The organism is Acutalibacter muris (assembly GCF_002201475.1).
Taxonomy (GTDB): domain Bacteria; phylum Bacillota; class Clostridia; order Oscillospirales; family Acutalibacteraceae; genus Acutalibacter; species Acutalibacter muris.
The window spans coordinates 1,162,200-1,187,068 of the sequence record NZ_CP021422.1; the positions used below are offsets into that span (position 1 = coordinate 1,162,200).

Annotated in this window: 19 protein-coding genes; all 19 read left to right on the top strand. The window is 54.4% G+C overall.

Going from position 1 to position 24,869, the window contains the following annotated elements; translation table 11 throughout:
- Positions 1 to 45: 45 nt before the first annotated feature.
- The 19 genes from ADH66_RS05920 to ADH66_RS06000 all read left to right on the top strand — a co-directional run bounded on the left by ADH66_RS05920 (position 46) and on the right by ADH66_RS06000 (position 24,663).
- A complete protein-coding gene (locus ADH66_RS05920) occupies positions 46 to 363 on the top strand; it encodes a helix-turn-helix domain-containing protein (protein ID WP_066534415.1) in 318 nt (105 codons plus the stop codon).
- 89 nt (positions 364 to 452) lie between these two features.
- Positions 453 to 575, top strand: a complete 123-nt coding sequence (locus tag ADH66_RS21310) for a hypothetical protein (RefSeq protein ID WP_257789561.1) — start codon at positions 453 to 455, stop codon at positions 573 to 575.
- A gap of 38 nt (positions 576 to 613) precedes the next feature.
- Positions 614 to 1,624, top strand: coding sequence for a hypothetical protein (locus tag ADH66_RS05925; RefSeq protein WP_066534413.1), 1,011 nt, complete (start codon positions 614 to 616; stop codon positions 1,622 to 1,624).
- The gene (locus ADH66_RS05930) at positions 1,599 to 2,150 is read left to right on the top strand and encodes a hypothetical protein (RefSeq protein WP_236757200.1); all 552 of its coding nucleotides are present in this window, start codon (positions 1,599 to 1,601) and stop codon (positions 2,148 to 2,150) included. Before ADH66_RS05925 ends, ADH66_RS05930 begins: the two co-directional genes overlap by 26 nt.
- A 227-nt stretch (positions 2,151 to 2,377) precedes the next feature.
- Positions 2,378 to 2,737 carry a hypothetical protein gene (locus ADH66_RS05935; RefSeq protein ID WP_066534407.1) on the top strand — a complete coding sequence of 120 codons (360 nt, stop codon included), beginning with the start codon at positions 2,378 to 2,380 and terminating at the stop codon, positions 2,735 to 2,737.
- Positions 2,738 to 2,749: 12 nt separating this feature from the next.
- The gene (locus tag ADH66_RS05940; RefSeq protein ID WP_236757201.1) at positions 2,750 to 4,753 is read left to right on the top strand and encodes a hypothetical protein; all 2,004 of its coding nucleotides are present in this window, start codon (positions 2,750 to 2,752) and stop codon (positions 4,751 to 4,753) included.
- Between the two features lie 125 nt (positions 4,754 to 4,878).
- Positions 4,879 to 6,660: an NlpC/P60 family protein gene (locus ADH66_RS05945; RefSeq protein WP_084384211.1), complete on the top strand. Its 1,782-nt coding sequence runs from the start codon at positions 4,879 to 4,881 to the stop codon at positions 6,658 to 6,660.
- 2 nt (positions 6,661 to 6,662) lie between these two features.
- Complete coding sequence (locus tag ADH66_RS20895; protein ID WP_236757202.1) at positions 6,663 to 7,103, top strand: hypothetical protein; 441 nt, start codon at positions 6,663 to 6,665, stop codon at positions 7,101 to 7,103.
- Positions 7,030 to 9,486, top strand: a complete 2,457-nt coding sequence (locus ADH66_RS05950) for a VirB4 family type IV secretion system protein (protein WP_236757234.1) — start codon at positions 7,030 to 7,032, stop codon at positions 9,484 to 9,486. Before ADH66_RS20895 ends, ADH66_RS05950 begins: the two co-directional genes overlap by 74 nt.
- Before the next feature lie 143 nt (positions 9,487 to 9,629).
- The gene (locus ADH66_RS05955) at positions 9,630 to 10,208 is read left to right on the top strand and encodes a DUF5697 family protein (protein ID WP_236757203.1); all 579 of its coding nucleotides are present in this window, start codon (positions 9,630 to 9,632) and stop codon (positions 10,206 to 10,208) included.
- Positions 10,192 to 10,875: a DUF6100 family protein gene (locus tag ADH66_RS05960; protein WP_066534402.1), complete on the top strand. Its 684-nt coding sequence runs from the start codon at positions 10,192 to 10,194 to the stop codon at positions 10,873 to 10,875. The genes ADH66_RS05955 and ADH66_RS05960 overlap by 17 nt, the downstream gene beginning before the upstream one ends.
- 164 nt (positions 10,876 to 11,039) lie before the next feature.
- On the top strand, positions 11,040 to 12,191 hold the full coding sequence (locus ADH66_RS05965; RefSeq protein ID WP_066534400.1) for a hypothetical protein: 1,152 nt from the start codon (positions 11,040 to 11,042) through the stop codon (positions 12,189 to 12,191).
- Positions 12,184 to 14,046: a VirD4-like conjugal transfer protein, CD1115 family gene (locus tag ADH66_RS05970; RefSeq protein WP_407922912.1), complete on the top strand. Its 1,863-nt coding sequence runs from the start codon at positions 12,184 to 12,186 to the stop codon at positions 14,044 to 14,046. Before ADH66_RS05965 ends, ADH66_RS05970 begins: the two co-directional genes overlap by 8 nt.
- Positions 14,047 to 14,145: 99 nt before the next feature.
- Entirely contained in the window at positions 14,146 to 14,538 is a 393-nt protein-coding gene (locus ADH66_RS05975) for a type II toxin-antitoxin system Phd/YefM family antitoxin (RefSeq protein ID WP_066534398.1), read from the top strand.
- A gap of 444 nt (positions 14,539 to 14,982) precedes the next feature.
- A complete protein-coding gene (locus ADH66_RS05980) occupies positions 14,983 to 22,212 on the top strand; it encodes a VaFE repeat-containing surface-anchored protein (protein ID WP_236757204.1) in 7,230 nt (2,409 codons plus the stop codon).
- A 315-nt stretch (positions 22,213 to 22,527) separates the two neighbouring features.
- On the top strand, positions 22,528 to 22,980 hold the full coding sequence (locus ADH66_RS05985; protein ID WP_084384210.1) for a DUF3268 family zinc-finger domain-containing protein: 453 nt from the start codon (positions 22,528 to 22,530) through the stop codon (positions 22,978 to 22,980).
- Positions 22,977 to 23,525, top strand: a complete 549-nt coding sequence (locus ADH66_RS05990) for a sigma-70 family RNA polymerase sigma factor (protein WP_066534391.1) — start codon at positions 22,977 to 22,979, stop codon at positions 23,523 to 23,525. Before ADH66_RS05985 ends, ADH66_RS05990 begins: the two co-directional genes overlap by 4 nt.
- A gap of 64 nt (positions 23,526 to 23,589) precedes the next feature.
- Positions 23,590 to 23,979 carry a signal peptidase I gene (gene lepB, locus ADH66_RS05995; RefSeq protein WP_066534389.1) on the top strand — a complete coding sequence of 130 codons (390 nt, stop codon included), beginning with the start codon at positions 23,590 to 23,592 and terminating at the stop codon, positions 23,977 to 23,979.
- Between the two features lie 276 nt (positions 23,980 to 24,255).
- The gene (locus ADH66_RS06000) at positions 24,256 to 24,663 is read left to right on the top strand and encodes a BlaI/MecI/CopY family transcriptional regulator (RefSeq protein ID WP_066534384.1); all 408 of its coding nucleotides are present in this window, start codon (positions 24,256 to 24,258) and stop codon (positions 24,661 to 24,663) included.
- The last annotated feature ends 206 nt before the right edge of the window (positions 24,664 to 24,869 follow it).

Consider the following 24,869-nt stretch of genomic DNA (forward strand, 5'->3'; position numbering starts at 1 on the left):
AAAATGGTACGAAAGCTGATAGAATCTATCAAGGAGGAATGAACTTTGGAGAAGAAATATTTTGATGAACTGATTTCCAGCTTGGAGGACGCCGCCGCGTTCGCTAAAGGGGATTCATCCCGAGCAAGGGTAGTTGAGATCAAGGCATCCGAGCCTATCCATGAGTACCGCGCGGAGGATGTAGTCCGCACCCGGAAAGAACTCAATCTGACGCAAAGCGGACTGGCGCTGGCGATAGGGGTATCAACGAGAACAGTAGAGGCATGGGAGGCGGGAAGGAATGAACCTTCGGGAGCCGCGAATCGTCTTCTATACCTGCTTGACAGCGACCATTCCTTGCTGGAGCGTCTTACTGTCAGATAGTCAGTAGTTTTGAGACATTTTCTGTTAAAGAGGGCGGTCTTTCGGTAGGCCGCTCTTTATTTTATACCTTTATGAGAGGAGGCCCCGCCATGAAATGCCTGCAAAAATACAACTGGGTCAAGCTGCCCAGAAACGCTATACCTACCGGCAAGGGCCTCATGGGCGCCTGGATGCGTCTTGCCAGCCGCGCGGCGTTCCGTATAAGGGTATAGCCTCCTACTGTGGCTATGAGAACGCCGTGGAGCCTGGTATGTGGGCTGGAGGCATAGTGGGTCTCAAGAGTATTCTGGGCGTTAGGAGCCGCAATAAGGCCCTGGAGACGCTGGACAAACTATCCCAGCTCGGCTACCTGACATATGAACTGGACAAAGACACAAAGAAACTGACCTACCAAATCACCGACTGGGTAGTGAAGTGTTCCGGTAAGGAGTGCATAAACGGAGCGGTATACGCCACCGACGGCTACGGCTTCCTCTGCCTACCCCGGAAAATAACAGAAAGACTTGTACAGCAGCACCACAAATTTGAAGAAACAGACGCCTGGCTCGACCTATGGTGTCACACAGTATGGGAGGACTCGGATAACGGGTTCTCCTTTTTAGCGCCCACAATTCAGTACGGCAAGTACGGAGCGAACTTGACTTTGGAAACCCTGGGGCAGCGCTGGGGCTGGGAAAAGACTAAGGTATGGAGGTTCTTAAAGAAGCATGGGGAGGCCTTTTCTCTGTACCGCTTGCCCGGCAATTATGGCTGTCTCATTTTTAATAAAGCTGTACACGAGACTTACGTCTCGACAAGTACAGAGGTTTCATTACCTACTCAGAAGGAAGTCGTGCGCATTTTTGAGGAAATACGTTTCCTCGGTGCCAATACGCACAAGGGGAATGTAGGTCAATCACGGTTCGGGAAGCTGGTGGCCTGGTTCAGCAGGAACCTTCATTTCCCTGCCAGAGCCGACCGCTCAGAAAATCGCGTTGCAGTTTTGGCCCCTATAATACGCGCGTATATTTCTTCACCTAAGAGTTGGAAGAATTGTACTTATGACTGCAGGGAATGTTCTTGCACTACTGATCCTACAGTTATGGAGAATCACGAGAGAAGTGGGTGTACTGCGCCCATTGACCTCTCAAAATCGCCGAAGGAGTTTTTTGACTATGCAGAACCCAAACGAAAAGATGACATACGAGCTGCAAGAGGCCAAGATCGCGGAGAAATCGCAGGCTTTTATCAACCTTTTGACCCAGCGTGGAATTTTGGCTAACCCCAAGGTCACTGACAAAAAGATCCGCGCCGCCCGGCAGAAGAAAGACCGTGACAGCTATCACAACACCCTTCTGCTTTTGCAGAACTACCGCACACTGGTCTGGGTGATGGAGTGTTTCCCTGAGACTTTTGCAGAGGAGCTTGACAGGCCTTTCTCAGATGTGGACGAGCTGCTGGAGCAGATGGACTTGCAGCTCGCCATGGGCAACCGCAAGCTGGAGAATCAGCTGGAGGGGGCAAAGAAATCCCGGCTGCTGTTGGACAGGGTGAATGAGGCGCTGACCGTGCTCAAGCAAAAGCCCAAAAACGGCAGGGAGCTCTACCACCTTATCTATTTGACCTACATAGGCCCCGAAACGCTCCGGCACAAAGAGTTGCTGTACAGGCTGAATTTGTCCTCCCGGCAGTATTACCGCTTTCGTGAGCAGGCCATTACAATTCTTTCCATTCGATTGTGGTCCGCTCCGGCGGCGGATGTAGACTTTTGGCTGGAAATGCTTACATTTCTGGAGAGCATCCAATAGGGTAATTTTCTGGTGAAAACAAATTGCCTAAAATTTGCCGACTCATAGCCATTGACTTGAAAATGGAAATGTGCTAAGATTGTATCGTACCAAATTGGGGGTAGCGGTAAAGCCACTCTGAGGAAACTCAGGGCGGCTTTTTTGTCTGCCCAAGAGTTAGCCGCAAAGCGCCTAACTCTCTGAGTTTTGCTCCGCAAAACATCAATAAAATCTTCAAGGAGGCAAAAATGACAAAACCAAAGAAAAAAGGCCGGTGGCTTGCAACAGCCTACTGGTCGCTGGTGGGGGCTGGCGTAGCTGTCATGGTGTCCCTGCAGCCCGTGTTCGCCGACACCATCTGGACCCGGTTCTCCACCATCATGAAGGATGTGTACGGTCAGCTCGTCACCATCAGCACCATCGTGGCAGTCACGGCAGCAGCTATTGCCCTGCTGGTGCGTATGATTTCCCGCAACCAGCGTTCCGTAGACGAGGCTACCAGCTGGCTCAAGCGCATCGTTATCACCTGGATCGTGCTGAACTCCCTGGGGTTCATCGTGACGTACCTTCAGCCGCTCATCGCCGGAGGCAACTATACCGGGCCGTAAGGAGGAAGTAAAATGCTCGACTGGATTTTCGAGGGCATTGTAAAATGGGCCGCTGGGGTTGCGTCCGAGCTCATGGACACCGTTTCGGGCTTGTTCCTGGACGCGCTGGGCACGGACATGACCGCAATGGAAGAATATTTTCCATTCGTAACAAAAGCGTTCACGGTCATGCAGTATTGTTCCTGGGCTATCCTGTTCCTTATCACGGTTTGGCAGCTATTCCGGGTGTTCGGTGGGCCCATCACTGAGGTGGAGAACCCGCTGACCCTCATCGCCCGGAATGGCCTGTTTGCAGTCCTTATTGCCTACGCAAAGCCTATCTTCCTGATTACGCTGGACATCGCCCGAGCACCATACACAGCGCTGCTGGAGATTACCATGACCGGAGAGGACTTCACTTTTGCCGGGGTGGAGGAAACGCTGAGCAACGGCATAGCAAGCTTTGTGGCAATAACCTCGGTTATCGGCCTACTTCTTATCTTAATTCTGCTGATAGCCCTGGGCTGGAACTACTTCAAGCTCCTGCTTGAAACCGTGGAGCGCTATGTGGTTGTCGGAGTGCTCTGCTACACTTCCCCGCTGGCGTTCTCAATGGGAGCGTCCAAAGCCACCTCGCCAGTATTCAAAAGCTGGTGCAGAATGGTGGGTTCTCAGCTCCTGCTGCTGACCATGAACGTCTGGTTCCTCCGGGGGTTCAGCACCTCGGTGGGGCAGTTCATCGGCAACGGTGGGGCTCTGAGCAACGGAAACGGCAGCATTTTTCTCTGGCTGTTCTGCGCGCTGGCCTTCCTCAAGACCGCTCAGCGGTTTGACAGCTATCTCGCCAGCCTTGGCCTCAACGTGGCCCAGACCGGCAGCAGTATGGGCATGGAGATGCTCATGGCGGCGCGGGTGCTGAGCGGTGTTGCAAGCAGTTCCAAGACGGCAGGCAAGACATTTTTCAACGGCGGCAGTTCTACAACGGCAACGGCGGCCGGCTCGGCAGGCGCTGGATTTGCGACCGGCTTTGCCAGCAAGTTCAAGGGCAACAGCTATGTTCGTGACGCGGTGGTGGCTGGCGGCACTCCTCTGGGAGCAGGCGGCGGGATGGGCTTTGTGGGCCGGGCCTTCGGCGGCATGGCTGCCCGGAACGGCGCGATGCTTACTGGAGAGTCTATTTCATCGGTTGCCAGCCGACAGCCCAGTGTTTCCGGTTCAATCGGCGGCGAGATTGCCGACCGCTCTCTGGGTAACTACATTCCGCAAATGAGCGGTTACCAGTTGCAGGGTACGACCATCAGTGGCGGGCAGATCAGCACCACAGTAGTCGGCGCGGACGGAAAGTCCGCCGAAGTCGCCATGTTCAGCGCCGCACAGTATGAGGCTCCCAGTGGGCCGCACTCGGTGGTGACCGCTTCGGATGGAAGTCAGTGGTATCAGCTTGCTGCTGGGCCTGGGGCAGGTGCGTTCTTCGATGCGCCGACCTTCTCCGGCAGTGCAAGCGAGAGCGCCCAGATTGTGGCGGCCTTCCCTGGCGCTGGTGAGGGCACCATGCTCCGCACCGTGGGTGAGGGCGTCATGGAGGCAAGCACGCCGGAGGGCAATAGCCTTTGGTACAACTCAGCTTACTACGACGAGCCGGACGCGCCACATTCCATTGTTCAGTCAGCCAATGGGGTTGACTGGTATGCCATGCAGCAGAACGCCCAGGCCCCGGAGTTTGAGACCGGCGAGCCAGCTTTGGCCTACAATCAGGCCCAATTCCAGGCGTTTATGCCCGGCTTCGAGCAGAAGGTCGCCAATGTGGACGGCTCCACTCGGCAGGACGGACACTTCGAGGTCAGGCATGAAAACGGCTCCGGGACGATGTTCTTTGACACTACGCGCTACGCTGCTCCTCGTGGCGATTACAAGGTCTACGAGGATGTCAAGGGCGGGCAGTGGCACGCTATTCCCGGCGAGGCGGCCGTGGAGCGTAGGCCGGTGTACGAAAATGGCAAGCCAATATACGACGATGACAAGTTGAGAACGACATAGGTGGCGACGGTTCGTTACAAGAATCAGCCCACGCGGTATGCCGAGCCACAGGCAAGACCTTTGACAGAAATTAAGTCACCAAGAAGAAAGAGTTAGCCGGTTGGAATTTCCAGCCGGTATATTATATGAAAGGGGTGTTGCCTTTGGGCGAGCCGGTCAAACAGCAGATTGGGGACGGCCAGGACGATTTCGGGCAGGCTGTCGGTAAAATCGTGGAGGCCGCAAAACAGGTTCATTCAGCCGGACAAGCTGCACAGGCCGCCAATACCGCAATCGCCACGGCGCAAGCGTCAGGCGGCGCGGCAGCGGAGGTTGCGGCGGGTTCGGCGGCTGGGCCGTGGGGAGCGCTGTTGGCGGCGGCTTGGGCAAGCCGTCACACGCTGTTCAAGGTCCTGGTGTGTACTTGCCTGGGCTTGTTTATCATCATAATTCTTATCATATCACTACCCAGCATTGTAAGCAACGGTATTTTCGGGTTGGATGGCGTTCAGCCCGCGGACGATGCTACACTGCTGGCTACCTACAACGAGATGGCAGGCGTGGTCGATGATGCCGTGGACGATGGGTACGACCAGGCGCTGGCTCAAGTGGAGAGTATCATTACTTCTGGCGGCTATGACTACCGGCTGTCCATGGACGCACTCAGCAACTACGCCCACAGTTCGGCAGGATATGACGTCTGCTACATTTTGGCGGCATACTCTGCCTCCCTGGAGCAGAAAGACACCAGCAAGGCCGACCTTACTGCCAAGCTAAATGCCGTGACCGGCTCTATGTTCCCGGTCACAAAGGACGGTGAGGGAACGGTTCAGCAGGAGGTTCAAGCTACCCCGGCACCTTCCCCATCGCCTGGGGCTACACCTGCACCTGCCACCGTGAACGTCAAATATGTGAAATGCACCATCCACCAGTTTGACACATCAGTAATAGCCACGGCCTTCGGCCTGGATTTGGACGCGCCCTACGGCGAGTTCGGCATCACCTACAGGCAGGCTATTGAGAACATGGCAAATGCCCTCAAGCGCACCATGTATGGCTCAGTAGTAGCCGGTTCATCGGTCCCGCTGACGGACGAGGAGCTGATCGCTTTTGTCAACGCTCAAAATTGTTCAGATATGCGCAAGCACATCCTGACTACCGCTTTATCCCTGGTGGGAAAAGTGCCGTACTTTTGGGGCGGCAAATCCGAGGCCGGCTGGAACGACGACTGGAACACCCCCAAGCTGGTCTGGGCGGCGGGCGACCATACAAGCGGCACCATTCAGCCCTATGGCCTGGACTGCTCCGGGTTCACCGATTGGGTCTACAAGACGGCCCTGGGCATGGACACGCTGGGTATGCAGTGGGAGAGCTCCCATGCGGTTTCCGCCGCCGACCTGCAGCCTGGCGACCTGGGTTTTCTGGGTGGCCGGTACGATTGGACTCATGTGCTCATGTTTGCGGGTTACGGCGAGAGCGGGCAGAGAATGTGGGTACACTCCTCCGGCGGCGAGGGCGTTATCCTTAACACACCAAGCTATGAGGCAGGGCTAAATCTTCGCCGGGTAGATGGTGTCGATTTTGACGCGCCGGTGTCGGGTGTCGGTGGCAATGAGGGCACGCCCATCTCCACCTTGGAAGTGGATGTCACCCACTACTGCGCCTGTACTCTTTGCTGTGGCGAGAACGCCGCCGGTATTACTGCAAGCGGTAAGCGGGTCACTGAAGGCATGGTCGCCATGTCCAGCCACTACCCCTTCGGCACGCAGATCAAGATAAACGGCGTGATGTATACGGTAGAGGACAGGGGCGGTTCGGGTATTGAGAACGACATCCACCGGGTGGACATCTATGTACCCGACCACAATGAAGCCCTACGGTTGGGACGCTTTACCACTACGGCGCAAATTTATAGGATTGGAAGATAGCTATGGACGAAAAACCTTACAATAACGTGTTCGCCATCCCGGCGAACTACACCGATTCCGGCAAGATACTGGGCGGCATGCTGGAACTGAGAAACGCCGTGGAGGCTGGGTTCCTGCTTATTTTGGCAGGCTATCCGGAGTTAATGTGGCTCCCGGTCACAGGCACCATAAAAATCGTCATCATGACCGTGACCCTGCTCCCCCTGGGAGTGCTTGCGGTCATGGGCATCGACGGCGATTCCCTGTTCCAGTACCTGGGCCATGTCATAAAGTTCGCCGGGAGCAGAAGAAAAATTCACATGAAAAGGGTGGGTTATCATGACCCAAAGAAAGCGAGAAAAGCAAAGAAAGCTCACCGCGCAGGGGTTCCTGCCGGTAAGGAAAATCGAGCACGGCGTGGTAGAAACCGTGGACGGGCGCTACCTGAAGATACTGGAGATTGAGCCTATCAACTTTATGCTCCGCTCGGACGAGGAGCAATTCAACATCATCTCCACCTTTGCGAGTTGGCTGAAAATTTCACCCATGCGGCTGCAGTTCAAGAGTATCACTCGCAAGGCAGACTCGGATAAGCACGTCGCTATGGTTCGGAAAGAACTGGAGCATGAGGAGAACGACCAATGCAAGTCCCTTGGGGAAGGTTATATCCGGCCCATTAAGGATGTGGGCAGCCGGGAGGCTCTGACCCGGCGCTTCTTCCTGATTTTCCAGTATGAGGAACTGCGCCGGGGCGATTCGGAGGATGTTGGGCAGGTCTACAGTGCCCTGCAGACCGCCGAGCAGAACGCCCGGGCATACTTTTTGCAGTGCGGCAACTCCATCGTCCAGCCCGCCGACCCGGACGAGGCCGCGGCGGAAATCTTGTATATGTTCTTCAACCGGCAATCCTGTGTGGACGAGCCGTTCAGTTCCCGGGTGAACCGTGTGGTGCTGGACACCATGGCGGCGCGGGGCAAGGTGATTGGAATTGACCCGGTGCCCAAAATCAACATAGCGCACTTTTTGGCCCCCCGCGGCATCGATCTGACCCACTTCAACTATACCGTCATGGACGGACTGTATTACGCCTTCCTATATATAAGAGGTAACGGCTACCCTGGCATGGTACGGGCCGGATGGATGTCCTCGCTCATAAATGCCGGCGAGGGTATCGACGTGGACGTGCATCTTCACCGGGAGAACCGGAGCCGCACCATCGACAAGGTTGCCCAAAGAATTCGGCTCAACCGCACGAAACTGCGGAGTATGCAGGACACCAGTACGGATTACGAGGAGCTGACGAACTCCATCCAGGCCGGGTATTTCATCAAGCAGGGTATCGCCAACAACAACGAAGATCTCTTTTATATGTCCGTATTCATCACGGTTTCAGCGCGGACATATGAGGAGCTTGTCTGGCGCAAGCAGCAGATGGTAGATATGTTGAAATCTATGGATATGCAAGTCAGTGACTGTAGATTTCAGCAGGAGGCCGCTCTAAACTCTGCCATGCCGTTCCTCAAGCTGGACAGCTCGCTGGAGCGCAAATCCCAGAGAAATGTGCTCACCAGCGGTGCTGCCTCTACTTATATGTTCACCAGTTTCGAGATGTCCGATGACACTGGCGTGCTGCTGGGCGTCAACCGGCATAACAACTCGCTGTGCATCGTTGACCTGTTCGATACCCGCAAAAACAAGAACGCCAACCTGAACCTCCTGGGCACCAGCGGTGCGGGTAAGACCTTTACCTTGCAGTTGCTGGCCCTCAGAATGAGGATGCGCGGGATTCAGTGTTACATCCTGGCCCCCATCAAGGGCCACGAGTTCCGGCGGGCCTGCAACCGCATTGGTGGGCAGTACATCAAAATTGCGCCCGGTTCTCCCCACTGTATCAACGTCATGGAGATTCGGCACACCGTTTCGCCGGAGATGGAGCTGATAGACGGCGACTCCGGCGAGGAGGATTCCATGCTGGCCCGTAAAATTCAGCAGCTCATGATTTTCTTCTCGCTACTGATTCCAGATATGAGCAACGAGGAGGAGCAAATGCTTGACGAGGCGCTTATCAAGACCTACGCAGACTTCGGTATTACCCACGATAACGATTCGCTGTACTTGGATTCCCGTGCCGCCCCGCCCCAGATGAAGAAAATGCCCATTCTGGGCGACCTGCATAAGAATCTGCTGGAGAATCCCCTGACCAAGAGGGTTGCCATCATTGTCAGCCGGTTTGTGACCGGCTCTGCTCAGAGCATTAACCAGCAGACCAATGTGGACTTGAGCAACAAGTACATCGTTCTCGACCTCTCGGAGCTCAAGGGCAAGCTGCTGCCGGTGGGCATGATGATTGCCCTGGACTATGTCTGGGACAACGTGAAGGCTGACCGCACCAAGAAGAAAGCCATCATGATTGATGAGATATGGCAGTTGGTGGGAGCGTCCTCCAACAAGCAGGCCGCTGATTTCTGCCTGACCATCTTCAAGACGATACGAGGATTCGGCGGCGCGGCTATTTCTGCCACCCAAGACCTCTCGGACTTTTTCGGCTTAGAGGACGGTAAGTATGGACGGGCCATCATCAACAACTCCAAGAACAAGATCATTCTGAATCTGGAGCCGGACGAGGCACGATATGTCCAGGAGGTGCTGAAGCTCACCAAGACCGAGACCCGCTCCATTACCCGGTTCGAGAGGGGAGAGGCGCTGGTCTATTCCAACAATAACAAGGTACCGGTGGTGATAAAGGCTTCCCGCGAGGAGCAGGAGATGATCACCACCGACCGGGCGGAACTGGAGGCGATATTGAGGGAGAAACAGCGAAATGCGCATAATTCCGGGAATGAGTAATGCGTTTTGCGCATTTCTAAGAAAATGAGTATTGACGCTGGAAATGCGTATAATCAGCTCAAAAAGGTCTTTTTTACGCTCAAAAAGGCTGTTTTGGGGTATAAAACCGTGAAAAATCAAGCTAAATACGCATTTTAGGCCAAATGAGTATAAGTTATAAAATACGTATAATCGAGGAGGTGATGCCCATGCTGCTTGCCGACGAGCAGTATGTGGTACAATGGCTGAGCCAATATGGGGCCCTGCCCCGGTCGCAGTTGCTCAGAATGTTAAGGAAACCGCCGGGCACGGCTGAAAAAATACTGAAGAACCTGCGCCGCCGGGGGCAGATAGAAGATATCTCCGGCGGGTACTATGTGGGGCTTGACCTCATGTGCAAGCCTGACCAGCGGACGATTTTGGCGGTGTGGGTGCTGCTGAAATTTTTTGACCAGGTGGGGCCGCTTGATCACTATCCTGCGGTATACCCGTCACAATTATTCTTCCTCAAGGAGGACACCGGCTATGAAATCGTGGTGCTGTACGAAGGCGAGCAGAGTCAATTACGGCTTTTGCAGCCTCAGGAAGACTTGAAGTACATCGTCGTCCTGCCCCACATATCCATGGCAGAGGGTTTGCGGCTCCCCAGAGCGCCATGCCTGTTCGCAACGGTGGAGTTTCAAGGCAATGAAGAACCAGAAGTAAAATTTTACACGGAGGTACATAATGAGCATATTTCTTGAGGTGCTTGGACAAGCAGAGTCCAAGCTGAAACAGATGGCCCAGCAGATGGAGAACATCCGCTGGATGGCCGAAAATGGCAGGTATGACGCGGCTTTGGAGAACGCCTTGCGGCTGGAGTACAACTCTGAGCGGCTGACGCTTCTGACCCGGGCGCTGCCGGGGTATACCGGGAACCCGCTCGCAAAGGCGCACGTTGAGAAGGCTATAAGGGAGGCTGTCCCGGTGGAGGTTGGGTACACGGAGCAGGGCTGGTTTTCCTTGAGGCTTCCGCTTTTGCTGCCCAAAAAGGAAAAAGGTTCCACAGAGTTTATCCGCGGGTTCTTGTACCCGGCTATGGGGAAGTTCTTCCAGGGGAAAGACCCGGTGCGCTACCCCGACTGCGTGATGATTTTCCGACATGTCTATAGCCGGGACAGGCCCGAGCGGGAACGGCGGGATCACGACAACATCGAGGTCAACATCGTTGCGGATATTGCTGCCCTGTACACTCTGCCTGACGACAAGCCCGATGTGTGCAATCACTACTATTGCAGCGCCGCTGCGGAGCAGGAGCGCACAGAAGTCTATGTTGTTCCCAAGGCGGATTTCCGAAAGTGGCTCGACGTCGAAAAAGCGATGCCGGATGAGGGAGTAAAACTGCTCCCGGAACTGCCGGTTTCGGGCTGAAATCGTATGTAAAAATGGGCGATTTTTGGGGTGTCCCAAATTACATATGCCCCAAAGCGGTGAAAACTCCGCATTTTCACACCGATCAAGTGCGGGGAGCCCCAAAAAACGACCTTGAGGGTTCTTCCGACGTCGCAATTCTTTCAGAAGGAGATGGGTTCGTCATGGTTACATTTCGTCCCGGCAGTCATGTGTCAAAGCTGGTGGCTCTTTTGTCCTTTGTGGGTGAATACCCGTTCTGGTCACTGGACTTATTGGGGAGTGAGCGGGTATACAAGGCCCTCATTGTCAGGCTGACCCAGCCGGAACATTTCGTCAACTCCCAGACCGGCGCTGAGATGGATTGCCGGCTGTTCAATCTTACAGGCAAGGGAACGGCGAAATCGGTGCGGCTCTACAAGCGTGCTTTACCTATGCTGGAGTGGGTGCATCCCCGGGCCTATTCCTATTATATGAACGCGTTCTGGCAGCACCGTTTCCCCGGGGACGAGGGCCACAGGGAGCGGCACTTCCGGGTGGCGGAGATGGCGGCGATGTTCATGAGGGCGGGCTTTGAGGTCTGCCCCTATTTGTTGCCCGAGCTGCAGAATGACCGGCGGGCAGTCATTGTGCCGGAGGAGCCGTCCTTGTACCTGAGCCGGGCGCTGAAATCTGTCGGCATGGACGACGCCAATAAGACCAAGTTCACCCGGGTCACCGGGGCGGCTTTTGCGGGCGGCAGTCCGTATGCGGTGTATAACACAAGAAATGCCGTCATGAAGTGGCAGGGCCGGGGAGAGTTCAAGGCGCTGGCGAGCCTGACGGACATTGTCCGGCTCAATGTGGGAACAGAGAAAACGGAGGCCGCGATTCTGTTGGGGAAATCCCCGAAGGTGGCTTTGGAGACCGTGCTGGACACTCCCCACCCTCATCGGAGGGACTTGCGGTTCGATGCGGTTTTCCCGTGCGTGCATTTTGTTCCCATGGATGGGGACGGCATCAGGCAATTAAAGATTATGGCAGTTCCCAACTGGAAAGAGCGTATACTTGACGCCCTGTTTCTCCCTGAGACCCGCTCTTATGGGATAGGCCGCTTCGAGTACGATGCCTGTGTGGAAGGCGGCTATGTGTTCTCCCATCTGGACAGCGACCTTAACCGGCTCATTCGGTTCAAAGAGGCCATCGAGCATATGCCCGGTCCCTTTGAGGTGCTGTGTTTTCCACATCAGGTGGAGTTTTTGCGGGAGTATTTAGAGGGCCGGGCAGTCATAAAGACCATAGGATTGGAGGCGATAGAGCAAGCGTTTGAAATCAAGGAGAGTGATACTTTTGAATAAGCGCCGGGTTGCCGTGGCAGTCAGCATTGTGCTGGCAGTCACGGTGCTGTTGTATTTGGGCGGGGTGCTGGGCCAGCTTTTTGACAACTACGAGGTCTGGCTGGAACACGACGGTATCACCGGGCAAGTACAGATGGAGCCGGTAGACTGGAATCCGATGGTGTGTTTTCCGGCAGCCTTCAGTCTGAACGGGCTGAAGGGTATGACGCTGGTTGCCATTGTCGTTGGCGGACTGATAATCTACTTCAAGCTACAAAGCCGGTTTGGCGGAAAAGACTTTGACCCCCGCGGCTTCAAGACCAGTTCCACCGGAGCCTATGGTACGGCAGGGTGGATGAGCGAGAAGGAGATGCAGTCCGTTCTGGAAATCAGCTCTATCGACAAGGCCAAGGGCACTATCCTCGGCGAGCATCGAGGCAAGGCAATCTGCATGCCGGAGGACATCCGGCTCAACCGGCACATCGCGGTGTTTGGTGCGTCCGGCACCATGAAGTCCAGGGCAGTCATGCGAAATGCGCTGTTTCAGAGTATCAAAAGAGTTGAGTCGGTGGTAATTACGGATCCCAAGTCGGAACTTTATGACGATACCTCAGAGTTATACCGTAAGCATGGGTATGAAGTTAAGGTGTTCAATCTGGTAGACCCTGCCCACGGCGATTCCTGGAACTGCATGGCTGACCTGGGCGGTGATACCCTCATGGCACAGGTGCTCACCAATGTTATCATCGGAAATACCAGCTCTGGTGAAACAGATCATTTCTGGGACAACGGCGAGGCCAATTTGCTGAAAGCCCTCATTCTTTACATCGACCAAGACAGCACCCTGGGCGCTGAGTCCAAGAACCTGGCGACCGTCTACCAGACCCTCACCCAGAACAGCGAGCGTCAGCTTACTGCTATGTTCAGCAAGCTCCCTCTGAGCCACCCGGCCCGGGCGCCTTTCAATCTGTTCTCCCAATCCAGTGATGCAGTGCGGTCTGGAATCGTGCTGGGGCTGGGCACACGGCTGCAGGTGCTGCAAAACGAGTCGGTGCGGAACATCATCACCCGCTCGGATATCAACCTGACCGCGCCCGGGCAGCGAAAGTGTGCCTATTATATTATTTTGAGCGACCAGGACGCGACCATGGCGTTCCTGTCCTCGCTGTTTTTCTCTTTCCTATTTATAAGGCTGACCCGATTCGCGGACAGCCAGCCGGGTGGGAAATGTGTCGTGCCGGTGAATCTAATCTTGGACGAGTTCAATAACGTCGGCAGAATCGGCGGCGCGGCGGACGGCTCGGATTTTGCCAGGTCACTCTCGGTGATACGCTCCCGGGACATCCGAGTGATGCTGGCGGTACAGAGCCTGGGGCAGCTACAAAATAGATATCCCAACAATCTCTGGAGCGAAATCATAGGTAACTGTGACATCCAGCTCATGCTGGGCTGCACGGATGACATGACTGCACAGTATTTCTCCTCCCGGAGCGGGGATATGAGTATTCGTGTAGACTCCACATCCACCACCCGGCAGACCATGGACGTTGCTCAGTTCATACCCCAGTATAGGCAGACCGAGGGGCAGGGGAGGCGCAAGCTGCTGACACCGGACGAGGTGCTGAGGTTGCCGAACGAGGAACTGCTGTGCATCATTCGGGGGTGCAATGTGCTCCGGCTCAAGAAACTAGACTATACCAGGCACCCGATGGCGGGCGAGCTGGAAAGGACTTCTATTTTGGACTATAGGCCGATGCAGCTGTCTGCTCTAAAGCCGATACCTGCACCGGTTCCACCGGACCGGAATGAGCCGAAACCGGCCCGAAAGTCAACGCCCAGCCTGTATAGCTCTACAAAACCGCCAGTTGACTTCTAATGCGCAAATAAATATATCGAGATATTCATTGACATTTATCGCATCTTTCAGTATAATATGGGTACAGACAGAAAGGCTGTTACTCAGGAGGGATGCGTAATGAATGAGATGTCCGTGCTTAATGTGATGAAGTCCATTGTTCCCATCACCCGCTTTAACAAGGGCGAGGCCAGCCGGATCTTTGAGGAAGTCCAGGCAAGCGGGCCGAAAATCGTTATGAAGAACAACCGCCCCGCCTGTGTGCTCATGTCGCCGGAAAAATATGAGTCCCTGATGGAGATGCTGTCCGACTACATTCTCCAGGAGGAGGCCGAGAGGCGGTTATCCAGCTCGGAGGAAACCTTGTCCCAGGATGAGGTCATAAGGTCGCTCGGTATCAGCCAAGCTGAGTTGGACGAAGAATTGGAGAAGGGATACCAAGACGTTCTGGCGGGCAGGACAAAACCGGCGGACAAGGTCTTTGAGGAAATCCGAAAAGATTGCACTAAATGACACATTATAGAATATCATTAGAAACTAATCCGCACCTCTTTGTGAGGTGCTTTTTCATGCAACAAAGGAGGTAATCTTATCACAGATAACAACTTTTACGAGGAGTCCATTATCCCCCAGACCGGAACGGAAATGGCCCCGGATGAGGTATCCGGCCAGGATCCAGGCGCCTATTCTTTCCAAGAAAGCCCTCTCCCCCAGACTGGTTCTGAAATGGGCGAAAATCACCCGCTCAGCGCTGAAGAGAGCTCCATTGAGCATGGGAAAACCCCATTTCCCCAGACTGGCTCAGAAATGACGGAAGGAAGCACAATATTTTCAGACGCTGAAGGCGCTACTCCCCTGACCGACTCTGAAACCACCCTGAAGGCGGGCCGGCGGCGGAATACAGCTTCAATTTCAACCCAGTCTGGTACAGAGGCACCTACATCCGGCGATGGCGTCGTGATCAGGCGGAGGAGAGTCCGACAGCGCTCCGCTACCAGACCGGTTTCTGTTCTGAGCATTGATGAGGGCCGCACCGTAGAAACCGAGGCGGACAAAGCACGCAACGACCTGCTTGACCTGGTCGAATCCCAGAAGACCGGGCGCATCTTGACCGGTACCCTGCAGGGTGTGGAGCGTGCGGTGAACTCCAAAACCGGTTCCACGGCAGTCATTTACCACGGTGCGTTCAAAGTCATCATTCCGGCAGAGGAGGCAGTCACCTTGCCGGAGGACACCCGTGGGCGTTCCCCGGACGAGCTTTATCACTATATGCTCACCAAGCGATTGGGGGCTGAGGTGGATTATATCGTTAAGGGCATCGACCAGCAGTCCAATCTTGCTGTGGGCAGCCGCCTTGAAGCTATGGCTGCCAAGCGCAAAGAATACTACTTTGGCACTGATTGGGACGGCAACCACCGTATCTATTCCGGAGTGTGCGCCGAGGCCCGTATCGTTTCCGTCATCCGGGCAGGCATTTTTGTGGACCTGTTCGGGCTGGAGACCTATATCCCCCTCCGGGAGTTGAGCTACCAGCGTTGGATGGACGCGGGACTTTACTTCCAGGCGGGTCAGCGGGTGCTGGTGAAGGTACTGGAGGTTGAGCGCAGCGGCAAATACCAGGTTCGGGTTATGGCCTCGGTCAAGCAGGCTGGGGAAAATCCCTATGAGAAAGCGCTGAGGATGTATTCGGTGGACAGCTGCTATGTCGGCACGGTCAGCATGGTGGACGTGAATGGTGTGTTCGTGGCGCTGGATGGTGGAATCGACTGTTTGTGCAGCTATCCCAAGCGGGGCCGGCCGCCCAGAGGCGCGCGGGTCACCGTGCGAATCCTCGGCATAAACCATGAGAGCAATCGTATTTGGGGAGCCATTACCCACATCGCGGCGGCGCATATAGGAAATATATCAAAGAAAGAACAATCTCGCCGTGCCGAGCTTGCGGCCAGCACTCGCGCCGCGCTCCGGGAGGCCCTACCCATAGAATATGAGGACAGCACAAGCCTGTCCGTCAATCTGAGCGGGTGGTATCTGCAAATCTCCTTCTCCCCGCTCCATCCGCTCATGGTAATCTGTCTCGCCCGAGCTATCCCAATACCGGTCTCCGTGGCCCAGTTTCTGGACACCAACGACATGAACCTGCATTCAAAGGGCGTTCTGGAGAATTTTGACTTTGCAAATTCTGTTCCGGGCGTGACTATACGCGCCGCCGGAAATACGCTGACCCTTTCTACGACCGAGCCCATCCTTAGTCCCAAGACCTCCAACAAGGTGGACAGCAACGGCGCCAAGCGGGGAGGCAAAGGAGCTGTGGCAGTGTGGCGTACCAGCGACACCTCCCAGCAGAATTTCGCTACCTATAACGCCTCCGGCGGCGATCCGGTGAGTTGCTATATCAAGGTCAAGACCGATGCGGTAGGCAGTGCCGGGCTGAAGAAGACCTCTGAGGACGGAAAAGTCTCTGGCATCCAGTTCCAGATCACCGGCAGCGATGGCAGCACTACCAAGACTACAGATGCCAACGGAAACATTGACATTGACGGTCTGCCCATTTACGCTGCTGACGGTTCCAAGATCACCTACACCGCGACAGAGATCAACATCCCTAACAAATACGTCAAGCCTCAGTCGCAGACCTTCCAGCTGACAGAGGGCCAGACCGCCTCTATTCACTTCGAGAATAAGCTGAAGCGCTGGCGGGTAACGGTCACCAAAGCCGACAACAAGACTGGTTCCACGCCCCAGGGCAACGGCTCTCTGAAAGGCGCGACCTTTGGGGTATACCAGGGCGGCACTCTGGTCAAAGAGTACACAGTGGGTGACGATCTCAGCTTTACCACTGATTACTTCCCCTACGGCGAAGATTGGAGCCTCAAGGAAATCAGCGCCGGTGAGGGCTATAAGGTTAGTACTGTGGTCACCGACCTGTGCGAGATTCCGGCTGGGTCCAACGAGGAATACAACGACAACACCGCTACCGTCACCAACGAGGTGATCCGGGGCGGTGTTTCTGTTGAGAAGCGGGACAGCAAAACCGGCAAGAAGCCTCAGGGTGACGCGGATTTCTCAGGTATTCAGTTTGAGATTGTCAACAAGTCCAAGAACCCTGTGGAAGTGAACGGCAAGAGGGCTGCTCCTGACGAGGTGGCTATGACTATTACCACCAATGCTCAGGGCGTGGCAAGTACCGGTCCCAACGACCTGCCATACGGTGACTATCTTATTTGTGAAAGCAAGACGAACGCCTCCATGCGCAAGACGTTCACGGAGGAAATTCCTGTGACGGTTTCCGAGGATGGCAAGGTCTTCACGTTCACCGCTGATAATGATGTCGTGCGTGGTGGTATTGCCATCCAGAAGCGTGACAGCCAGACCGGGGAGACTCCCCAGGGCAACGCTGATTTTGCGGGTATCGTCTTTGAGATCGTAAACAGTAGCGCAAATCTTGTAGTCGTGGATGATAAGACGATTGCTCCTAATGAGGACGCCGCTACTATCACCACGGACGAGAATGGGTACGCCAGCACCGAGGACGAGCTTCTCCCCTACGGGCACTACACCGTGAGGGAGAAATCCACCAACAGCTCCATGCTCCTGACCTTCCGGGAGCAGACGGTGGATGTGACAGAAGACAAAAAGGTCTACAACGTGTACGCTGATAATGATGTGGTGCGCGGCGGATTGAGCGTCCAGAAGCTGGACAGCAAAACCGGCGAGAAGCCCCAGGGTGACGCCAATTTCGCTGGTATTGTGTTCGAGATCATCAACGATAGCGAGAACCCTGTTGTGGTGGGTGGCACCAGCTACGCCCCCGGCAAGGTGGTCAAGGAGATCACCACCAACGCAACCGGGTTTGCGGCGACTGGCCCTAACGACCTGCCCTACGGTGATTATCTTGTGCGTGAAAAATCCACCAACAGTTCCATGCTGCTGACTTTCACCGAGGAAATCCCTGTAACCGTTTCCGAGAATGGCAAGGTGTATCCATTCACCGCCGAAAACGACGTAGTGCGCGGCGGCATTGCCATTCAGAAGCATGACAGCCAGACCGGTGCTACACCCCAGGGTAATGCTGATTTTGCAGGCATTGTCTTTGAGATCGTGAACAACAGCGCAAATCCCGTGGTCGTGGATGATAAGACTATTGCTCCCAACGAGGTGGCGGCTACTATCACTACTGACGAGAACGGCTATGCCAGCACTGCCGATGACGCTCTGCCCTTTGGCCGCTATATCGTGCGTGAGAAAGCAACCAATAAGTCTATGCTGCTGACTTGGCCGGAGCAGGAGGTCACTGTCAACGAGAATAAGAAGGTTTACCCTGTGACTGCCGTGGACGATGTTGTCCGGGGCGGGCTGGCCGTGGAGAAGCGGGATACCATCACCGGCAACACCCCCCAGGGTAACGCTGATTTCGAGGGCATTGTCTTCGAGGTCATCAACAACAGCAAGAACCCGGTCATTGTCAATGAAAAAAGCATCGCACCTGGCGAGGTTGCGCTGACACTGACCACCGACAGCGAGGGTAAGTGCAACACCGCCGAGGACGCATTGCCTTACGGCGAGTACGTTTTGCATGAAGCCAGCACCAACGCCTCTATGCTGAATACCGCTCCCGACCAGACCGTTACTATTGGCGAACACCTCAAGATGTATACTCATTATATGGACAACGAGGTCGTGCGCGGCGGCGTCCTCATTGAGAAACGCGACCTGGAATCCCTGCTCTTGACCCCGCTGGGCGGGGCCAGCCTGGACGGTACGCTGTTCGAGATCACCAACAAGAGCAAGCGGGCGGTTTACGTGAATGGTGCTCTTTATGAGCCCGATACCGTCTGTCTGACCATTGAGGTCAAGGACGGTGTGGCACAGTCTGACGTGCGCGCCCTGCCTTACGGAACTTATACGCTCGCGGAAAGCAAGCCCGGTAAGGGCTACCTGTGGACGGACAAGAAGATCCGGGATTTTGAGGTCCGCGAGGACGGTTTCGTCAAGGAGTACCGCGAGGGCGAGGCCGCATACAATCAGGTGATCCGCGGTGAGCTGAAGTTTGTCAAGGTGGGCGAGAAAAATATGCACCGCTTTGCTAATGTGGCTTTCAAGCTGACTTCTCAGACCACTGGTGAAAGCCATATTCTTCTGACGGATGAGAACGGCGAAGTACGTACCGAAACCACCTGGAACCCCCACACCCAGAATACCAACGGCAATGACGACAAACTCGAGGCTGAGTGGGATAATCTCACCGGCACCTGGTTCGGCCTCACCACCGAGGGCTGGATGGTGGAAACCCAGGACGGGCTGTGCGCGTTGCCTTTCGACCAGTATACGTTGGAAGAACTGCGCTGTGCCGGTAACGAGGGCTACGAGCTGGTAACGGTGCCCAATATCACCATCAGCCGGAATACCGCTGTTATCGAGCTGGGGACCATCGACGACCACGAGGGCAATACGCCCAAGATCGGCACCACCGCCACCGTTGACGGCGAGAAGATAGCCGAGCCTCTGAGCGAAGTCACCTTGGTTGATACCGTGCGCTATTCCGGCCTGACTGCGGGCAAGACCTACAAACTGTCCGGCGTTCTCATGGATAAGGCCACCGGCGAACCCCTGACCGTGGATGGCAAGCAGGTCACGGCTGAGAAAGAGTTTACCCCCAAGAATGAGAGTGGCACCGAGGAACTGAGCTATACCTTTAACGCCTCTGCTCTGGCTGGCAAGGCCGTGGTTGTGTTCGAGGATCTGTATGAAGATGACAAGAAGGTCGCCAGCCACGCCAAAATCGGCGATGAGGGCCAGACTGTCACCTTTACTGAGCCGAAGATTGGCACAACCGCTACAGCAAATGGCGAACATACCGCCCAACCGGTCGGGGAGATCACCATTATTGATACTGTAAAATATTCCGGCCTGATTCCCGGCAAGGAGTATACAGTCAAGGGTGTGCTCATGGACAAGGCCACCGACGAGAAACTGCTGGTAGACAGCAAGGAAATCACCGCCGAGGCCACCTTCCGGGCCAGTAAGGATGAGGGTAGCATTGACGTTCCTTTCACCTTTGACGCCTCCGCTCTGGCCGGAAAGACGGTCGTAGCCTTCGAAACGCTCTACAAGGACAAGCTGGAAGTGGCTGTCCATGCGGATATCGAGGATGAAGACCAGACCATTACTTTCAGCGAGAAACCCGAAATCAGGACCACCGCTACCGTGAACGGTGAGAAGAAAACTGAGCCCAAGGGTGAGGTCACACTCACCGATACGGTCAGCTATTCCGGCCTGACCCCCGGTAAGACCTATAAGCTGTCTGGTGTGCTCATGGACAAATCCAGCAATGCGCCCCTCCTGGTGGACGGGCAAAAAGTCACCGCGGAGAAGGAGTTTACCCCCGAGAACGCCAACGGCACGGAGGAAATGACCTTTACCTTTGACGCCTCCGCTCTGGCTGGGAAATCCGTGGTTGTTTTCGAGTCCTTGTACCAAGAGGATAAGGAAGTTGCCGTCCATGCAGACATCACCGATGAGGGCCAGAGGGTGGAGTTTACCACACCTGATAAGCCCGAAATCAAGACCACCGCAACCGTGGACGGCAACAAATTGGTGCCTCCTCTGGAGGAAATCACTCTGATAGACACCGTAGCTTACTCCAATCTCATCCCGGGCAAGACCTACATTCTCAAAGGCGTGCTCTTGGACAAATCCACTGGAGAAAAGCTGCTGGTAGATGGCAAGGAGATCACCGCTGAGAAGGAGTTTACCCCCGACAAGCCCACCGGTACAATAGACATTCCCTTCACCTTCAAAGGCATTAGCTTGGCCGGGAAGTCCATCGTGGTGTTTGAAAATCTGTACCATGAGGGTGTCGAGGTAGCCGTCCATGCCGACATCAACGACAGCAACCAGACGGTTGAGATCGCCAAGCCCGACGAGCCCAGTATCAAGACCAAAGCTGCTGTCAATGGTGAACAGAAAGCCCATGCTGTGGGTGAAATTGCCATCATTGACACGGTGAGCTATGTCAACCTGACCCCCGGCAAGACCTATAAGCTTTCTGGCATCCTCATGGACAAAGAAACAGGGAAGCCGCTGGAGATCAACGGCAAGCAGATCACCGCCGAGAAAGAGTTCACGCCGGACAAGGCCGTTGGCACAATCGACATTTCCTTTACCTTCGATGCCTCTGCCTTGAAGGGCAAAACCATCGTTGTCTTTGAGGAACTGTTCCATGAGGGCAAAAACGTGGCCAGTCATGCAGATATTGACGATACCGACCAGACCATCACTTTTGACACGCCGGAAATCAAGACCAAGGCCACTGTGGACGGTGAAAAAGAGGCAGACCCTTTGGAGAAAATCACACTGACCGACACCGTGACCTACTCCAACCTGACCCCGGGCAAGACCTACACCGTCAAAGGTGTACTGATGGACAAGTCAACCGGCAAAAAGCTGCTGATTGACGGCAAGGAAATCACCGCTGATACTAAGTTTACACCCGACAAGGCCGACGGCACGGTTGACCTCTCATTTACCTTCAACGCCAGCGGCCTCGCGGGCAAGTCAGTCGTTGCCTTCGAGACCCTCTACCATGAGGACATCGAGGTCGCTGTCCACGCCGACATCGACGATGACGACCAGACCGTGGTGATCCGTCAGCCCAAGCTGAAGACCACCGCCACCATCGGCGGTAAGAAAGAGGCCACCGTTGCCAAAGAGCTGGTGCTTGAGGACAAGGCTGCTTACACCGGCTTGACCCCCGGCAAGGAGTACACGGTCAAAGGCGTACTGATGGACAAGTCCACGGGCAAAAAGTTCCTGGTGGATGGCAAGGAAATTACTGCCGAGGCCACTTTTACCCCCGAGAAATCCGAAGGTGAGGTCACCGTGACCTTCAAGTTCGATGGCAGCAAAATAACCGCTAAGACCAACTTGGTGGTATTCGAGACCTTGTACCGCGACGGCAAGGAGATTGCCGCCCACGCTGACATCAAAGATGAAGGCCAGACCGTCACCCTTACCCCGGAGAAGCCCAAGACCCCCGATGTCCCCAAGACCGGCGATGACCGAAACATCACCCTGCCGGTGATCCTGCTGGGCGCGTCCTTAGCCGGACTAGCGACGCTGTTCCTGTTCTGGTTTAGGCGCAAGAAGGCCTCTCCCCAGACTGGTTCTGAAAATGAAGGCCGCAAATAGACGATAGCATATAGGCATTTCTTGCGATAAATTATGCGCAAAAAATATTTTTACTCTTGCTTTTTGCGCTCCGGTGTGCTATAATAATTATGTAAAGACCGCTACGTTCAGGCTCCCGGAAGGATAGCGCACCGGGACGGACTACATGATGGAGTCCTCAATAACGTAGACCAGCGGGTTCGCCCGCTGTTTTGAAGACAAGGCCGGAAGGCTGCAATAGAACACTTCAGGGTCGCCTGCTATCCAGGCAGCCCGGTGTTCTTTGCACCTTCCGGCTTTTTTATTTTCATTTTTCGATTGGATGATGCAAATGATATGAGTAAACATAAAAATCCAAAGAATAAATCTCAGCGGATGCGCTGCCCTTATTGCGGCAGTCCAGTGGTGCTCAGGAGCGCCGATGGCATTTACCGTGAGAACAGCCAGGGCGCGATGCTGTATGTCTGTAGTCGTTACCCGGAGTGCGACGCTTATGTGAAAGTACACCCCGGCACGAACATCCCCATGGGGAGCCTCGCTAATCACGAGCTCCGCACGCTCCGGCGGACAGCTCACTACTACTTCGACCAGCTCTACAAGACCGGCCGCATGACCCGGCAGGAGTCTTATCGCTGGTTGGCGGACAAGATTTGTGTGCCGCTGAAAGATGCCCATATCGGACACCTTGGCGAGTATTACTGCAAGCTGGTGATTCAGGACAGCAGAAAGCTCCTGCAGCCCCACAACGCACGGCCCCGGCATGGCCCGGGAGAGAGGAGGACATTATGAAACTGACAAGAGAGCAGCAAGCCAAGGTGGAGGAGAACCTGGGACTGGTGTACAAGGTGCTTGGGGACAAGCTCAAGGGGCAGTCCTCGGTGGGGAGCTATACCCGGGAGGATTTGTTCCAGGTGGGGTGTATCGGCCTGTGTAAGGCTACAGCTACTGACAAGGGTGGGACGTTTTCTACATATGCTTACCGGCTGATCTGGCACGAGATTTGCGATGTGCTGGTCAAGGCCAACAAGCAGAGGAACGCTGAGGTTTTTGATGACTATGAGAGGGACATCCCAGAGTTGGACGATGGTGAACACCGGGCAGAGATTAACTTTGACGTGGTGCGAGAGCTGGTGTCTGTTAAAGCTGAAGCCCCTCCCCACGTTGTCAAGGGCATTGACGCCATGCTGCTGATGGCGAAGGGCTACACCTGCCGGGAGATCGGCGAGTGGATGGGCGCAAGCGACAATCTGGTAAGCGCTTATGTGTCGAAAGCGCGGAAGTTCCTGAAGGGCAGGCCGAAGTCGGCTCAGATGATGGAGATTTACGCTGCTTAAAATATAGCTGGGTACCGAGGTGAGAACTCGGTGCCCAGCTTTTTCTGTTTATGGAGGGAAAGATATGAAAAAATTCTTGAAGTGGCTGTTGCCAGCTTTTGTGCTTGTTACAACCGTGCTGCTATTTCGGTTTGTGTTCTTTGTCGGCTATGTGCCCACAGAATCTATGGAACCGACCATCCACAAGGGCAGCTACATTCTGGGAGGCAGGATTTTTGGGGAGTTGAAGGTGGGGGATATCATCGTCTTTGAACATGAGGGAAAGCAGCTGGTGAAACGGATCGCCGCTGTGGGCGGAGATGTGGTGGAACATAAAGGAGATGTACTTATAGTTCCAGATGGAAAAATCTACGTACTTGGGGATAACAAAGACAACTCAGCCGACTCGAAATCATGGGCAGTCCCATTTATAGAAAACGATGATATTATCGCAACAGTTGTAGGGATAGGTTAGTGTATGTGCAGTCCTATTTTGGGTGCGGCTGTGTATCGTTCAAGTTTACGTCCAAGGGATTGTTTTTGTCAAAACGGTAAAAGTTCACCTTAAACAGTAACCTTTCAACAATAACGCCTACTGGGACAATGATAATCCAATTAAAATTCGTGAAAATGCCCATTTTTTTGAATAAATAGTATTGACAATCCTAATTTGATAAAGTATACTAAAAACATAACAAAGAGATTTTTTCTTTGTGTAGAAAAAATAGTTAGCTGGAGGGAAGGTGGATATGTGGCGTATATACCCCTCACCAAAAGTGAGGAAAAGCTGATGCAGTTCCTTTGGGAACAGGGCAAGCCGCTCAGTGCCTCTGAGATTCAGGCATTGTGGAAGGATAATGCCTGGACGAAAAGCTATACAAGGGACATTATTCGGTCACTGGAAGAAAAGGGCGCGATAGAGTTTTATAACTTGGAGCGCACCGGCAAGAATTATGGCCGGAGATTTCGGACAGTCCTGACCAGGGAAGAATATTTTTCCCAGCTGGCGATGCGTAACGGCGTAACGGTAACCAAGATGTTCCAGGTTGAAACTTTTGCTATGGTCGAAAAGGGGAATAAACAGGAAATGGACGACCTTATTCGGGAACTTGAAGGTATGATTGAAGAATACCGTGCAAGGGATGATGATGCAGAATGAGCATATCTCTTTTCTCGTTCTTGATGTCAGTGATGTTCAGCACTGTTTTTATCCTGGGGATTCATGTTCTGCGAAACCGCCCTTTTTTCCTCAAGTCTTTTGAAGTCCATACCCTCTTGACCTTGTATGGATTGTGCCTTTTCCGCATGGTTGTTGTGATAGAGCTGCCATTTACAATCCCCGTTGGACTGAGAGGGGCGTTCAGC